Below are 14,176 nucleotides of genomic sequence, written 5' to 3' on the forward strand. Positions count from 1 at the left end.
ATCCGCGGCATCCGCGCTTCTCGTAGCATTTCGGGCATGCCATCCCCGTCCCCGTACGACATCGCGGTCATCGCCGTGCACGTGGGGTTCGCCGGTATCGGCATATGGCTGCTTGTGATCGATGCGCACACGCACCGGTTGCCCAACCGCATCGTCCTGCCGACCCTCGCAGCGTCTCTCGCGCTGGTCGGCGTCGACGCGCTCGTGACCGCACGCACCGGTGCGCTGATCAGCGCGCTGGTGGGCATGCTGGTCCTCGGCGGCTTCTACGGTGTTCTCCGCGGCATGAGCAAGGGCGGGATCGGTGGGGGAGATGTGAAACTCGCAGCTCTCATCGGGCTGCTGCTGGGATGGCACGGCTGGCAATCGTTCATGATCGGCGCCGCATCAGCCTTCATTCTCGGAGCCGTCTACGCTCTCGTGCTCATGGCATTGCGCCGAGCGGATCGGTCAACACGCATCGCGTTCGGACCATGGATGATCATCGGCGCCGTGCTGGGCATCGGGATCGGGTGAGGACTATGGTGAGCACATGGCAATCGCACGACTTCACGGTGGCCCGCTCGACGGGCAGGTCGTCCCCATCGAGGACGCCGATGACAAGCTGATCGTTCCGTACAGCGAGACACAGGTGGTCTACAGCCGCCGAGGAGAGCCGCAGAACACCGGCTCCAGCGATGGCCCCACCGAGATCGATTACTGGTACGACGAGGCGCTTGAAGATCTCACGCTGAATGATGACTGAGGCCGGCTCCTCTTCAGCCGAGCCATCACGCACGTTCGAGATCGAGCGCAAGTACGACGTCGGCGTCGATACGCCTCTGCCGTTATGGGAGGGGATCCCCGGGGTGACGGCGGTCACTGACGGTGAGCTTCGAGTGCTGGACGCGCGCTACTTCGATACCGCGGATGTCGCGCTCTCGAAAGCCGGTGTGGCATTGCGGCGCCGCACAGGCGGCCCCGACGCAGGCTGGCACATCAAGGGTCCGCGTGAAGGTGATGGGCGTCTCGAGATCGGCTGGCCGCTCGGCGACGATGAGAGCATTCCGGATGCTGTCGCAGACACGCTGGCACGGTGGAGCACAGCGCCGCTGAGTCCGCTTGCTCGCATCGAGAACGATCGCACCGCGTACTTGCTCACCGGAGACTCCGGCGTCATCGCGGAGTTCGTCGACGACCGCGTTCGTGCCACTGATCTGCGACAGAACGTCGAGAGGGAATGGCGCGAGTGGGAGGTCGAGCTGGGGCCCGCAGCTCCTGCTGATGCTGCCGGGCGCGACGCACTGTTCACCGCGATCGAGGTCGTCGTCTTCGCCGCAGGGGGTCGCACCGCGGCGTCCGATTCCAAACTCGCCCGCGCACTGGGTCACTGACGGCATCGGGCGTCTGACGCAACCCCCTTCTGCGCGGCGGCTCGGCATGCTTGAGTGGCCCCATGAGCCACTCTGCCATCCTGCGTTCGCTCCAGACGATCGTTCCGAGCACGACGCTGCGGCAGGAGGAGGTTCGCGACGTCTTCGCCGCCCAACCTGATCTCGGCAGGCTGGCGAAGCGCATCGTGACCGCGTCGTTCAACGGCTCAGACATCGATACCCGGTACACGGTGCTCGATGAGCTCTCATTCTCCTCGACAGCGGAGAGCTCGCAGTTCTTCGACCGTGAGCACGGGGTGCTGCTGTCACCGAGCACGAAAGTGCGCAATGAGATCTACGTGCGCGAAGCGTGGAAGCTCTACGTCGATGTGGCCCGTCGAACCCTCGAGGCCGACCCGGATATCACCGCGGCCGACATCACACATGTGATCACTGTGTCGTGCACCGGTTTCTACGCGCCCGGGCCCGACTACGAGATCGTGCGGGCGCTCGGGCTGGCAGACAGCGTGGAGCGCTATCACTTCGGATTTATGGGATGCTACGCATCGATGCCCGCACTGCGAGCGGCCGCCCAATTCTGCGCGGCGAATCCCGAAGCTGTCGTCCTCGTGGTCAGCGTCGAGCTGTGCACACTGCATCTTCGGTCATCCGAGGATCCTGACATGATCGTGGCGACGTCGCTGTTCGCGGATGGGGCCGCCGCAGGTCTCGTCACTGCACGTGCCTTCGATTCTGCTGTGCCCGGTTTCGCGCTCGATCGCTTCCACACCGGGATCATTCCAGACGGGAAGAAGGACATGGCGTGGATGATCGGCGACGAGGGATTCGAGATGGTCCTCTCTACCGCGGTGCCGCAGCTGATCGGTGACAACATCTTCGATGCTCTTCGACCCCTCTATGCTGCCGATGCCGCGCTCGTCGGCGCCTTCGATGAGGACGGGATCGGCGAAGCGGTGGCGCACTGGGCGATCCACCCGGGAGGGCGAAGCATCCTCGACAAGGTCGAAGAGCACCTGAAGCTGTCCGAGCGGCAGCTTCACCCCGCGAGAGAGGTGCTGCGTCAGTACGGCAACATGTCGAGTGCGACCGTGCTGTTCGTACTGCGGCGCATCCTCGAGGAAGAGGGGGCGCGTGATGGTGAACGGGTGACGGCGATGGCGTTCGGCCCCGGGCTGACAGCAGAATCAGCACTGCTGACGGTCATCGCGCCGCTCTGATGGTCGATCTCTCGTCGCGCGCGGTTGAGGAGCGCGAGCTGATGGATGATCCGGACGCCGATATCCGGATGCTGGAGCGGACGTACGAGCGATTTCCTCTCGTGAATGCCGTGGTGTCGCGATGGAAGACCGTGTACCGACATGACATCCGGCCCTTCGCGCGGCGCAGGCCGATCCGATTGCTCGATGTGGGCGCCGGCGGTGGAGACGTGTCACGCGCGCTCGCCGGATGGGCGCGTCGTGACGGTCTGCAGATGTCGGTGACGGCTCTGGATGCCGATGCCAGGGCGATCCGATGGGCGAGTGCGCGCGGGGGCGACGTCGAGTACCGCTGTGCGCACACGAGTGAGCTGGTCGCGAACGCAGAGCGCTTCGATGTCGTGGTCTCCAACCATCTGCTGCATCATCTGACCGGTGGCGAACTGCCCGACCTGCTGAGCGACTCCGTCGCGCTCGTGGCTGATGACGGACTCGTTCTGCACCGAGACATCGCGCGCAGCGGCTTCGCGTACCGGTCTTTCCGAGCAGGGACCTGGCCGTTCGCGAAGAACGTGTTCGCCGACTCGTTCATCCGTGAGGACGGGCTCACCAGCATCCGTCGCTCGTACACGGCACACGAGATCACCGCCAACGTTGCGGACGGCTGGCAGGTGCGACAGCGGTTCCCCGCCAGACTCGAGCTGCGCTGGGAGGCGTGGGATGCCCGACCATGACGTCGCGATCGTGGGCGCGGGACCGATCGGCCTGCTGCTCGCCTGTCTGCTCGCCCAGCAGGGGATCGATGCGGCCGTGTTCGAGGCGCGCGACGGAGCCGATCACCGTTCTCGGGCGATCGGCATCCACCCACCAGGCATCGCGGCCCTTGACGCGTCGGGAATCGGGGCGGCGGCGCGCGAGGAAGCGCTGACGCTCAGAGGCGGCGAGGTGATCAGCGAAGGGAGGGTGCTCGCATCGCTGGAGTTCACGGCGAGACAGCGGGTGCTGATCCTGCCGCAACATCGCACGGATGCACTGCTCAGGCAGCGCCTGTGCGAGCTGAACGGCAACGCGTTGCGCGTCGGACACACTGTCTCCGGCGTGCATCCCGAAGGCGACAGGGTGCGGCTGAGGGTCGACGCCGCACGAGACAGTACGGCATCGTTCGTCATCGCCGCCGACGGCGTGCGCAGCGGCATCCGACGCCTCCTCGGCATCGACTGGCGCCCTCAGCGTGGCCGGGGCTGGTACGCCATGGCCGACATTCCCGATACCGAAAGCAGTCCGCGTGCACAGCTGCACTGCGAGCTCGGAGGGCTCGTGGAGTCCTTTCCTCTCCCCGGTGACAGGCGACGCTGGGTCGCCTGGGATCCGCACCGCGAACTCGGCGACGCTTCTGCGTTCACGAACGCGGTTCGGCAGCGCACCGGCATCCCTCTCTCGCTTCCTGACCGCGTCCAGCCGACCGCATTCCATGCCCGGCAGCATCGCGCGTCACGTCTCGCCGAGGGGCGGATCGTCCTCGTCGGGGACGCCGCGCACGAGACCAGTCCGATCGGCGGGCAGGGGATGAACCTCGGCTGGGCGGCGGCGAGACGCCTCGCCCTCTCCATCGAGCGCTCCCTGCGCGAACAGCATCCTGAGTTCGGCGACTATGAACGATCCGCCTTGCGCTCAGCCGCTCGCGCGCAACGTCGCGCCTTCTTCTACATGACGATGGGAAAACCGGTCCCTGGCCCGGTCGGTCTCGGGCGGAACGTGCTGATCCGGATGCTCGGCACGGCCCCGCTGCGCGGGCGCACAGCCGACATGATCACGATGCAACGGCGATGAGCCGCATACCTATACTGAGCGTGTGACCGTCACCGAAGCCGCGCCGCGCCGTCGTGGGCGCATCGGACGCCGGATCGGTCTCGGCATCGTCGCGCTCCTCGCCGCCGCTGCGATCTTCGGTACCGTATTCATCATCGTGAAGCTCCCCGCGCCGGCGACGGCTCTCACAGATCCGCCGCGGGGTGACCTGATCGTGGATACTGCAGAGGGCGAGTGGCAGCTCGGAGAGTTCACCGTGCGCCTCGACGACGCGCTGCATGTGACGCATCCGGATGCTGCGGCGCCCGTGTGGGAGACCGTGCCGGGCGATTCTTTCCTCACCGCAGCCGACTCAGAGGCGCGGTTCCTCGATGATCTCGGTCTGGTGCGCGTGAGCGATCACCGCGACCGTGCGTGGGGTGAGCAGCATGTGGCCTCCGCCCAGATCGGTGCGGATGGCGCGCTCATCCTGAGCGGCACTCTCGAAGACGTCGACGCCATCGCCTGGGAGATGCGTCTCAGCGAGGGGGCATCCGGACGGCTGGATGCCGCCATCTCTGTGGACCCCGCGGCGAACAGGCTGTACGTCTCTGCGGCGCTGGAGTCTGACGAGGGCGTGCACGGTCTCGGTGCGCAGTCGGCGGGGTGGGACCTGCGCGGCAACCGAGTCCCACTCATTCCGCGCGAGCAGGGCATCGGTAGAGGAGGGCAGCCGCTCTCGTTCCTCGTCGACCTCGCAGCCTCTGCGGCTGGTGGGCAGGATACGACCTATCTGCCGAGTGCCGTGAACGTCACCGATCTCTCTCGCAGCCTGGTCTACCGAGGTGAGGCGATCTCCTCCGTGGATCTGCGGCCCGACGACCGCATGATCTGGGAGGTCTGGAGCAGCACTGCAGATTTCGCGGTAGCCGCAGCCGGTACGCCAGCACAGGCGGTAGCGATCCAGTCCGAGTGGACGGGCGCCGCCGCGCCGCCTCCCGCATGGGCGTCGACCGGAATGATCGCCGGTCTGCAGGGCGGCACCGACGAAGTGCGCGCGAAGGTGACGACGCTGCAGGAATCGGGCGTTCCACTCGCCGCGGTCTGGCTGCAGGACTGGGTGGGGCGGCGCACCACGGATTTCGGTGAGCGGCTGCAGTGGAACTGGAGTCTCGACCACGAGCAGTATCCGGGCTGGGAGACGCTGGTGGCCGATCTCGACGCACAGGACATCCGGGTGCTCACCTACGTCAACTCCTTTCTGTCGGCCGACAGCGGTGCGGCATCCGCGGCGCGCGGCGGACGTGATCTGTACGCTGAGGCCGCTGCTGCCGGCTACCTCGCGCTGGATGCGGACGGCGCGGTGCTCGACGCCGACCAGCACGGGTTCACCGCGGCGACGGTCGATCTGTCGAATCCTGATGCTCGGGAGTGGTTCGCGCAGGCTATCGCCGACGAAGTCGCCGGAGTCGGAGCATCGGGATGGATGGCGGACTTCGCGGAGGGACCGCCCCCGGAAGCTGTTCTCGCTGGAGGGATCGGTGCGGACTGGCGCGTGCAGTGGCCGACGCTGTGGCAGCAGGTCAATCAGCGTGCGCTGGCGCTCGCAGGTCTGAGTGAAGAAGGGTTCGTGTGGCATCGCAGCGGCGGCACTCTGTCTGCGGGGCAGGCCGACGCGCTGTGGCTGGGGGATCAGACCCAGGACTGGTCGCGCACGGACGGCCTCGCATCCACGGTCACACTGACGCAGTCGCTCTCAGCGAGCGGGATGGCACAGGTGCACGGCGATATCGGCGGGTATACGAGCGTCGATCTGCCGGTCATCGCGGATGTCGTCCGTGACGATGAGCTCGTCCTGCGGTGGGCGGAGGCGTCGCTGTTGCAGCCGGCGTTCCGCACGCACGAGGGCAACCGGCCCGCTTTCTCCGCGCAGCCTGCGGAGGACGCCGAGCTCGCTGCCGTGCTCGGCGACCTCAGCCGGGTGTTCATCGCACTCGCCCCGGAACGCGGGCGTCTCACCGCACAGGGGCCGCTTGCGGGAGCAGCTCAGCATCCCTGGATGCTGGCGCCCTCGGCCGAGCTCAACGGCACAGCGGACGACGAGCTCCAGATGGGGCCCGATGTGCTTCTGGCGCCGGTGCTCGCCGCCGGGGCGACGACGGTCGAGGTGGCCTTCCCACCCGGCCGCTGGCAGAACATCTGGACCGGAGAGGTGTTCGGCGAACCGACCGCCGTCGTCAACGAGATGGTCGACGCGCCTCTCGGGCAACCCGCGCTGTTCGTCCGTGAAGGAACCACCGTGGCGAGCGAGCTCGCCGAATTCGCCGCACAGTGAGCATCGATCGGGGCTAACTCTCGTCGACGTCGACGAACCACCCAGCCAATGCGTGCCCGGGCTGCAGTGCAGGCAGAGGCTCAGGCGCCACTCCGACACCGCCCACGCTCTCAAGGGCGGCGCTGTGCGGCACCGGCACGGACTCTGTGACGTAGCGTGATGGCTGCGACCCCGCGAACGCTCCGTTGCCGAGTTCGAGTCGGTTCATCGGCCATTCCTCACCGTCCGCAGGCATCACGGCATCCGAGGGAGCGCCGTGCCCAGGGCGACGCAGCGTCCTGCGCTCCGTGATCTCGTGAGTGATCGCGTGTACGGCGACCACGCGTCCGCGTACCCGGTCGGTGAATTCCGATTCGTGGTGAGACTCGATCGCGTCGACGGTGCTGATGAGCTCAGGGGCGAGCATGTCGGCCATAGCCGGATGGGGCGTTCGAGACCGAATGCCGAAGTCCACCTCGTCGCCGACGGCGAACGGATCACCGCAACAAGCCCATTCCCATCGTTCCAACCACACTCGCGTCATGCGGCCACCCTACCGACTGGCCGCCGATTCAACTCCACGTGGCTGAGGTCACCCCGGCAGCAGAATGCTGAGCGCCCCGGGGATCACGCGGATCCGGACGCTTTCGGTGCCGATGCGCTCGCCGTCGGCGTACATGAGGAGCCCGGGAGCTGATACTTCGATCTCGCGTCCTCGCATTGTCGTAACCTGGGGCAGACTCACGTGCGTGCCGCGCAGCAGATGCGGGAAGAACCTGATCAGCTGGAACCTGCCGACCGGGGCGATGTGGATGACATCGAACAGGCCGTCATGCGGGTCGGCGTCCGGGCAGATCGGCATCCCGCCGCCATAGGTGGGCGTGTTTCCGATCGCGATGAGGATGCCCTCCGCGACGGGGGCCTCAGCGCCATCAACGCGCAGCGTGAAGTGCATCGGTGCCAGCCGGATCAGCTCGATCAGCAGGGCGAGGTAGTAGCGCGCGCCGCCGCGCGGCCAGCGCAGGCGGTTCGTGCGTTCGCTCACTTTCGCGTCGAAACCGAGTGCGGCGATCGTGAGAAAATGTGCCGTTGTATCCGGTGAGATCGCCTCGCCGATATCGAGCGAACGCCGGATGCCGTCGAGGGCAGCATCAGCGGCATCGGCCGTCGCATCATCGGATCCGAACGCAATCCCCAGCGCGCGGGCGAGATCGTTGCCGGTTCCGGCGGGAACGAGAACGAGGGGGATGTCGGAACCCGCCAGCACATCGACCACGCTCGCGAGCGTTCCGTCACCGCCGACGATGACCAGGGCATCGGGGTGGGCGGCGACGGCCTTCTCCGCGAGCCGTCGAGAATCCGATGGTGAAGTGCCGGTGTGCACCACCGGGTCGATGCCGCGCGCTCGCAGCCGGGCGATCGCCGCTTCGCCGCGCGATGCACCCGCGCCGCGCCCGGCGGCGGGGTTCACGAGAACATGGATGTTGCGCATGTCAGTCGGCCGAAGCGGTCGAGATCAACGCGCCGGGGTTCATGATGCCGGTGGGATCCAACTCGGTCTTCAGCGCACGAAGAATCCGGATGCCGCCGTCGCCGACCTCCTGCGCGAACCACCGTGCGTGATCGCGACCGACGCCGTGGTGGTGACTGATCGTGCCGCCGGCGCTGAGGATCGCATCATTCACGCGTGATTTGATCGCATCCCACTCGGACAGCACGTCGCCTCGCAGATTCGCGATGACGGTGAAGTACAGTGCGGCACCGGTCGGGTAGATGTGCGAGATGTGGCACATCACGAGCGACTTGGTGTCGTGATCGGTGAAGCCCTCGCGGAGCGCTTCGGTCACGGCAGACTTCAACCGCGCCACATCCGCCCATACAGCGGCAGTCTCCAGCGTCTCGCAGAACACCCCGTGATCGAGCAGAGCGTCACGCAGATACGGCGCTCCGAATCGTCCTTTCGCCCATTCTTCGGCTGGGGCGGTGCCAGTCGAACGACCGCCTGCGGCGATGAGGACGCGCTTGGTCATGGCGTGCCGTGCGGCAGCGATCTCCGCATCGCCCTCGAACACGGTGACGGCGCTGCATCCCTTCGACAGCGCTTTGCCGATCTTGCCGTGCTGAGCGAGGCCGATTCCCGTCTCCGCCTCATCAGACAGGCGGATCACGGTGGGGCCAGTGCCCAGTTGAGCAACGCGGCGCAGAGCATCGACGCCCGATGCGAAGTCCGGGAACGACCAACCCTCGTGGATGCGGGTCTGCGGCATTCGGTGCACGCGCAGGCTCAGTTCGGTGATGACACCGAGAATTCCTTCGGCTCCGAGGAAAACCCGCATCAGATCGGGGCCGGCCGCGGAGCCTGGTGAGCCCCCGAGCGCGACCTCTCCGGTCGGCGTCGCTACCCGCAGGGCGGTGACCATGGCGTCAAAGCGACCATTACCGGCTGAGTTCTGACCGGAGGAGCGCGCAGAGGCGAAGCCGCCGAGCGTGGCGTAGAGGAAGCTCTGCGGGTAGTGCCCGAGCTCGAAGCCGTGCTCAGTGAGCAGACGCTCGGCTTCAGGGCCGGTGGTTCCCGCGAGGAACCGTGCTTCGCCGCTCTCCTCGTCCAGATGCAACAGGCCGCTCAAGCGCCTCAGATCGAGGGCGATCACAGCATCGTGGTCGCCGCGCTCGGGGGTCAGCGCTCCGACGACGCTTGTTCCGCCGCTGAAGGGCACAACGGCGAGTGAGTGGTCGGCAGCCAGCCTCAGAATGGCCAGGACTTCGTCATGACCGCTCGGGGAGACGACGGCGTCCGGAGTATCCTGAACGGATTCTCTCCGATGAATGAGGTCGATCGTCGACTTGCCACCGGAATGCTGGATACGGGCGTCGTCCTCTGTCGTGACGAAGGAATCGCCGACGATCGCCGCGAGAGCGGAGCGAGCCTCGAAGGAAAGTGCTGACGGAGTCAGGCGAACCTCTGCGAGGGCGACGGCTGGGGCTGGGCGCTGAATCCGCCCGATCATGGTCGGCAACAGGGCGCGCACGGCGAGAGGAAGATCCTTGGCGAGTGCAGGGTCGCCCCATCCGTTCCAGCGCATCGCCGCGGCCGGACTCGTTTCGGTCGTCATGCGTTACAGTGTGACACATTATGGAAGATCGTCAAGCAGTTCTGGACTCGTCGATCGAGTCAGAGATCCCGACCTGGGATGAGTCCGATGCGCACATCCTGGATAAGGCGGCAGCCCTCATCGCCACCCGCGGAATAGCCCGGCTCACGATCGCCGAACTCGCGCGCGAAGCACGAGTGAGCAGACCGACGATCTACCGGCGCTGGGCGAGCGGCGACGAAGTGGTGCGTGCGACGCTGCTCCGCCAGACCTTCTTGATCATCCACCGCCTCTCGTCGGAGGTCGATACCCGGCAAGATCTCGTCGATCAGACGCTACTGTTCACGGATCTGTTCAGCGCCGATCCGGTGTTCGGTCACCTCCTCGCATCCGAGCCCGAGGCATTCACGCAGTACAGCCTCGAGCGGATCGGATCCAGCCAGCGCGTCATGCTGCGGTGGCTCGGGGAGGCCATCGACCGATGTCAGGCCGGCGGAACGGTGCGCGCTGGCAACGCAGATGAGATGTCCGTGATGCTCCTTCTCATCGTGCAGTCCGCCGTGCTCTCCCACAACGCCGTGTCGTCTCTCATCGGGGCATCCTCGTGGCGCTCGGAGCTCTCGCGAGCCGTGGACGGGTACCTCAAGCCATGAGCGCCGAGCGGGGAGTGCGAGCCTCAGCGATGCTGAACGCTGCGCGACGTTCGCGGGAACTCGACATGCTCGCGAACACGGGGCGTGTGGATGTGCTGGTCATCGGCGGAGGCGTTACAGGAGCGGGAGTCGCCCTGGATGCCGCGAGCCGAGGACTCTCCGTCGTGCTCGCAGAAGCCCACGATCTCGCTTTCGGAACGAGCAGATGGAGCTCGAAGCTCGTCCACGGCGGGCTACGCTATCTCGCCTCCGGTGACCTCGCTGTCGCTCACGAGAGTGCTGTGGAACGTCACCTTCTGATGACGAGGGTCGCGCCGCATCTGGTCCGAACGCTCCCGCAGCTCCTACCGTTCGTCGACGGCATCTCGATGAAGCAGCGCGTCCTCGGCAGTGTGGGCTTCCTCCTCGGCGACGGGATGCGGCGAGCCGCACGCACCCCGAGCGCCCTGCTGCCGCAGCCGATGAGAGCATCCGTCGCTGAGGCCGTGGCGATGTTCCCTGCGGTGAGCAGGCGTGGCATCCGCGGCGGAATGGTCGGCATGGATGGGCAGCTCATCGATGATGCGCGACTGGTCACTGCGATCTCGCGGACGGCTGCCGCGCACGGGGCGAAGATCCTCACCCGCGTGCGCGCAGCGGGAGTCACAGGCACAGGAGCGACGCTTCACGACGCGCTCAGCGGCGAATCCGTTCAGGTCGATGCGCGGGTCGTCATCAATGCGGCCGGAGTGTGGGCAGAAGAGCTCGACCCCGACGTGCGCCTTCGGCCGAGCAGAGGCACCCACCTCGTCCTGGATGCTGCGACGCTCGGAAATCCGACCGCAGCCCTCACTGTCCCGCACCCCGGATCGATCAGTCGCTTCGTCTTCGCCCTCCCTGTTCAGTTGGGGCGCGTCATCGTCGGACTCACCGACGTCGATGCGCCAGGGCGCATCCCCGATGTGCCGATGCCCACCGATGACGAGATCGATTTTCTGCTGGCCACGCTGTCGCGCGCGCTCGAGCGCCCGCTGAGCCGCGGTGACATCCGCGGCTCGTTCGCGGGCCTCCGCCCGCTCGTCGAAGCTCGGGTAGGGGAATCGACCGCTGATATCTCTCGCCGTCACCGCGTCGAGGTCTCGTCGAACGGCTCCGTCGGCATCCTCGGCGGCAAACTCACGACCTATCGCGCGATGGCGAAGGATGCTGTCGATCTCGCGTGCCGGCACGCGGGGCTGTCCGATCCCGGATGCCGCACCGACTGCCTCCCGCTCGTGGGCGCGCCGGGGTCACCTGTTCCCGTCACCTGCACGGATACTCCCCGTCCGTCTTCGGCCACTCTGCGCGCTCGTTTCGGTTCGGAAGCGGCATCCGTTCTGACATCCGGAGGGTCCGGCGGCGCGCAGCGCGTCGCGGACGGGATCGATGTCATCCGCGCCGAAGTGGCGTTCGCCGTGCGCGCGGAGGGCGCACTCGACGCTGATGACGTCCTGGATCGGCGCACCCGCATCGGTCTCGTGCCCGACGATCGGGAAGCCGCGGTCGACGTCGTCGCGCAGGTGGTCATCGAAACGCTCGCAGCGCTTCCGTGAGAAGAGGGATGCAAGAAGAAAAACCCGGCCGAGCCGAACTCGATGGCCGGGTTTTCCTTCTGCGCTGACTGCTAGAAGTTGATCATGTGGCCGGCAAGGCCGTGGAAGCCCTCCTGCAGCGCCTCAGACAGCGTCGGGTGCGTGTGCACGTTGCGAGCCAGCTCGAGCGCGGTGAGGTCCCACTTCTGCGCAAGCGTCAGCTCGGGCAGGAGCTCGGACACGTCAGGCCCGATCATGTGGGCGCCGAGCAGCTCGAGGTGCTCGGCATCTGCGATCATCTTGACGAAGCCGACGGGCTCGCCGAGTCCGTGTGCCTTGCCGTTCGCCATGAACGGGAACGTTACGACCTTGATCTCGTGGCCCTCGTCCTTGGCCTGCTGCTCGGTGAGGCCGAACGAGGCGACCTGAGGCGAGCAGAACGTCGCACGTGGCATCATCCGATAGTCGCCCAGCGTCTGCGTCTCGGCGCCGCCGATCGTCTCGGCAGCGACAACACCCTGTGCCTCGGCAACGTGTGCGAGCTGCAGCTTCATGGTGACGTCGCCGATGGCGTAGATGCCCTCGACGTTCGTGCGCATGTGGTCGTCGATGTCGATCGCACCGCGTTCGGTGAGCTTGACGCCGGTCTTGTCGAGACCGTAGCCCTCGACGTTCGGCGCGAAGCCGACCGACATGAGCACCTTGCCGGCGTCGATGGAGGCCTGGTTGCCGTCCTTGCCGGTGTAGGTGACGGTGACGGACGAGCCGTTGTCGACGACCTTCTCGACCTTGGTCGAGGTGAGGATGTCAACGCCGTAGTTCTTGTACTGCTTGGCGATCTCCTTGGACACGTCAGCATCTTCATTCGGAAGAGCGCGGTCGAGGAACTCGATGATCGTGACCTTCACGCCGTAGTTCGTGAGGACGTAGGCGAACTCCATGCCGATCGCACCGGCGCCGACGATGACGATCGACTCGGGCAGGTCACGGGTCATGATCTGCTCTTCGAAGGTGACGACGTTCTCGCTGAGTTCGACGCCTGGGAGCAGCCGAACCTTTGAGCCGGTCGCGATGATCACGTTGTCGAACGTGACCTCTTCGGTCGTGCCATCGGCCTTTGCGACCGAGATCGCCTTCGGGCCGGTGAATGTTCCGCGACCGTTGTACTCGGTCACCTTGTTCTTCTTCATCAGGAAGTGGATGCCCTTGACCCGGCCATCGGCGACTTCGCGCGAACGGTCGAACGCCTTGCCGAAGTCAAGAGTGAAGTCACCCGAGATGCCGAAGAACTCTGCCTTGTGGTTCAGAGTGTGGGCGAGCTCCGCGTTCTTCAGCAGAGCCTTCGAGGGAATGCAGCCGACATTGAGGCACACACCGCCCCAGTACTTCTCTTCGATGATTGCGGTGGAGAGTCCGAGCTGTGCACTGCGGACTGCGGCGACGTACCCGCCGGGGCCCGCGCCGAGGATGACGACGTCGTAGTGTGGCATGCCTTAAGCCTATCGCTCTGCGGGGCTGTCAGTTTCGGATTGTGCGGGCTTGCGGCGACGCAGCAGAAGCACGAGCACGAACACGACGACCAGCAGCACGACACCGCCGGCGATGAGCCAGCCGGGGGAAAAGGAGCTCATGGATTCCATGTTCGGGTCTTCTGCCGGTGCAGCGCTCTGGGTGACCTCTGGCGCAGGAGCGACCGTCTCCTCTGCCGTGGGCGCGGCGGACGGTTCAGGGGAGGGCAGAGTGCTGTTCTCAACGGTGAACTGGAATTCTCCCGAGGTCGGATGCCCGTCGCTTGAGACGACCTTCCACAGCACGTGGTACGCACCGGCATCAGCCTGCGACACGAGAGCCTGCGTCACCATCGCGCCGTCCACCGTGGCAGGGCCGTCGGTGACAGGCTGCCCGGCGGCATCGGTCACCGCGATCTCGGTAGAGCCGTCGCCATCGATCAGCGCCGCGCTGAACGTCAGAGTGAGTGCGTCAGGCAGCGTCTCGACCGTCGAATCGGCGGCAGGGCTGGACTCGACGAGGGCGTCGTGGGCAGCTGCTGGCTGAGGCCAGGCGAACAGAAACGCGAACGCGACCAGGAGAGCGGCAGCGAGAACGACCGGACTGACGGAGTGTCGAGAAGTGAGAGTGCGCACACCCCCACCATATGAAACAACGTTGTGCGCGGTCTGAGTCATACAGAGCCTCGCTCCGGGGTCGAT

Annotated in this window: 14 protein-coding genes; 9 read left to right on the forward strand and 5 right to left on the reverse strand. The window is 66.2% G+C overall.

What is annotated here, in order from left to right:
- Positions 1-36 precede the first annotated feature (36 nt).
- The 7 genes from ACTU6V_RS10755 (at position 37) to ACTU6V_RS10785 (ending at position 6,692) form a co-directional block, all read left to right on the forward strand.
- Positions 37-516 carry a prepilin peptidase gene (locus tag ACTU6V_RS10755; RefSeq protein WP_443469479.1) on the forward strand — a complete coding sequence of 160 codons (480 nt, stop codon included), beginning with the start codon at positions 37-39 and terminating at the stop codon, positions 514-516.
- Positions 517-532: 16 nt separating this feature from the next.
- Positions 533-745 (forward strand): response regulator, encoded by a 213-nt coding sequence (locus ACTU6V_RS10760; RefSeq protein ID WP_443469478.1) that lies wholly within the window; start codon positions 533-535, stop codon positions 743-745.
- Positions 735-1,373, forward strand: coding sequence for a CYTH domain-containing protein (locus ACTU6V_RS10765; RefSeq protein WP_443475597.1), 639 nt, complete (start codon positions 735-737; stop codon positions 1,371-1,373). The genes ACTU6V_RS10760 and ACTU6V_RS10765 overlap by 11 nt, the downstream gene beginning before the upstream one ends.
- Positions 1,374-1,435: 62 nt before the next feature.
- The gene (locus tag ACTU6V_RS10770; protein WP_443469476.1) at positions 1,436-2,590 is read left to right on the forward strand and encodes a type III polyketide synthase; all 1,155 of its coding nucleotides are present in this window, start codon (positions 1,436-1,438) and stop codon (positions 2,588-2,590) included.
- On the forward strand, positions 2,590-3,303 hold the full coding sequence (locus tag ACTU6V_RS10775) for a methyltransferase domain-containing protein (RefSeq protein WP_443475598.1): 714 nt from the start codon (positions 2,590-2,592) through the stop codon (positions 3,301-3,303). Before ACTU6V_RS10770 ends, ACTU6V_RS10775 begins: the two co-directional genes overlap by 1 nt.
- A complete protein-coding gene (locus ACTU6V_RS10780) occupies positions 3,290-4,399 on the forward strand; it encodes an FAD-dependent oxidoreductase (RefSeq protein WP_443475599.1) in 1,110 nt (369 codons plus the stop codon). Before ACTU6V_RS10775 ends, ACTU6V_RS10780 begins: the two co-directional genes overlap by 14 nt.
- A gap of 22 nt (positions 4,400-4,421) precedes the next feature.
- A complete protein-coding gene (locus ACTU6V_RS10785) occupies positions 4,422-6,692 on the forward strand; it encodes a TIM-barrel domain-containing protein (protein WP_443475600.1) in 2,271 nt (756 codons plus the stop codon).
- Positions 6,693-6,705: 13 nt separating this feature from the next.
- Here the strand turns inward: ACTU6V_RS10785 and ACTU6V_RS10790 are convergent, their stop codons facing one another.
- Genes ACTU6V_RS10790 through ACTU6V_RS10800 form a run of 3 tightly spaced genes read right to left on the reverse strand, consistent with a single transcriptional unit; the run spans position 6,706 to position 9,784 of the window.
- Positions 6,706-7,215, reverse strand: coding sequence for a DUF6578 domain-containing protein (locus tag ACTU6V_RS10790; RefSeq protein WP_443469472.1), 510 nt, complete (start codon positions 7,213-7,215; stop codon positions 6,706-6,708).
- Between the two features lie 48 nt (positions 7,216-7,263).
- Positions 7,264-8,163 (reverse strand): diacylglycerol/lipid kinase family protein, encoded by a 900-nt coding sequence (locus ACTU6V_RS10795; protein ID WP_443475601.1) that lies wholly within the window; start codon positions 8,161-8,163, stop codon positions 7,264-7,266.
- 1 nt (position 8,164) lies between these two features.
- Positions 8,165-9,784 carry an FAD-binding oxidoreductase gene (locus ACTU6V_RS10800; protein ID WP_443469470.1) on the reverse strand — a complete coding sequence of 540 codons (1,620 nt, stop codon included), beginning with the start codon at positions 9,782-9,784 and terminating at the stop codon, positions 8,165-8,167.
- 20 nt (positions 9,785-9,804) lie between these two features.
- On the opposite strand from ACTU6V_RS10800, the gene ACTU6V_RS10805 reads away from it, so the two are divergent.
- Positions 9,805-10,416, forward strand: a complete 612-nt coding sequence (locus ACTU6V_RS10805) for a TetR/AcrR family transcriptional regulator (RefSeq protein WP_443469469.1) — start codon at positions 9,805-9,807, stop codon at positions 10,414-10,416.
- Entirely contained in the window at positions 10,413-11,987 is a 1,575-nt protein-coding gene (locus ACTU6V_RS10810; protein ID WP_443475602.1) for a glycerol-3-phosphate dehydrogenase/oxidase, read from the forward strand. The genes ACTU6V_RS10805 and ACTU6V_RS10810 overlap by 4 nt, the downstream gene beginning before the upstream one ends.
- 71 nt (positions 11,988-12,058) lie before the next feature.
- Here the strand turns inward: ACTU6V_RS10810 and lpdA are convergent, their stop codons facing one another.
- Together lpdA and ACTU6V_RS10820 are read right to left on the reverse strand one after the other, a co-directional pair.
- On the reverse strand, positions 12,059-13,456 hold the full coding sequence (gene lpdA, locus ACTU6V_RS10815; protein ID WP_443469467.1) for a dihydrolipoyl dehydrogenase: 1,398 nt from the start codon (positions 13,454-13,456) through the stop codon (positions 12,059-12,061).
- Positions 13,457-13,465: 9 nt separating this feature from the next.
- The gene (locus ACTU6V_RS10820) at positions 13,466-14,110 is read right to left on the reverse strand and encodes a copper resistance CopC family protein (protein WP_443469466.1); all 645 of its coding nucleotides are present in this window, start codon (positions 14,108-14,110) and stop codon (positions 13,466-13,468) included.
- Positions 14,111-14,176: the final 66 nt, after the last annotated feature.

The sequence above is a fragment of the Microbacterium zouquanmingi genome (genome assembly GCF_052266675.1).
Lineage (GTDB): Bacteria > Actinomycetota > Actinomycetes > Actinomycetales > Microbacteriaceae > Microbacterium.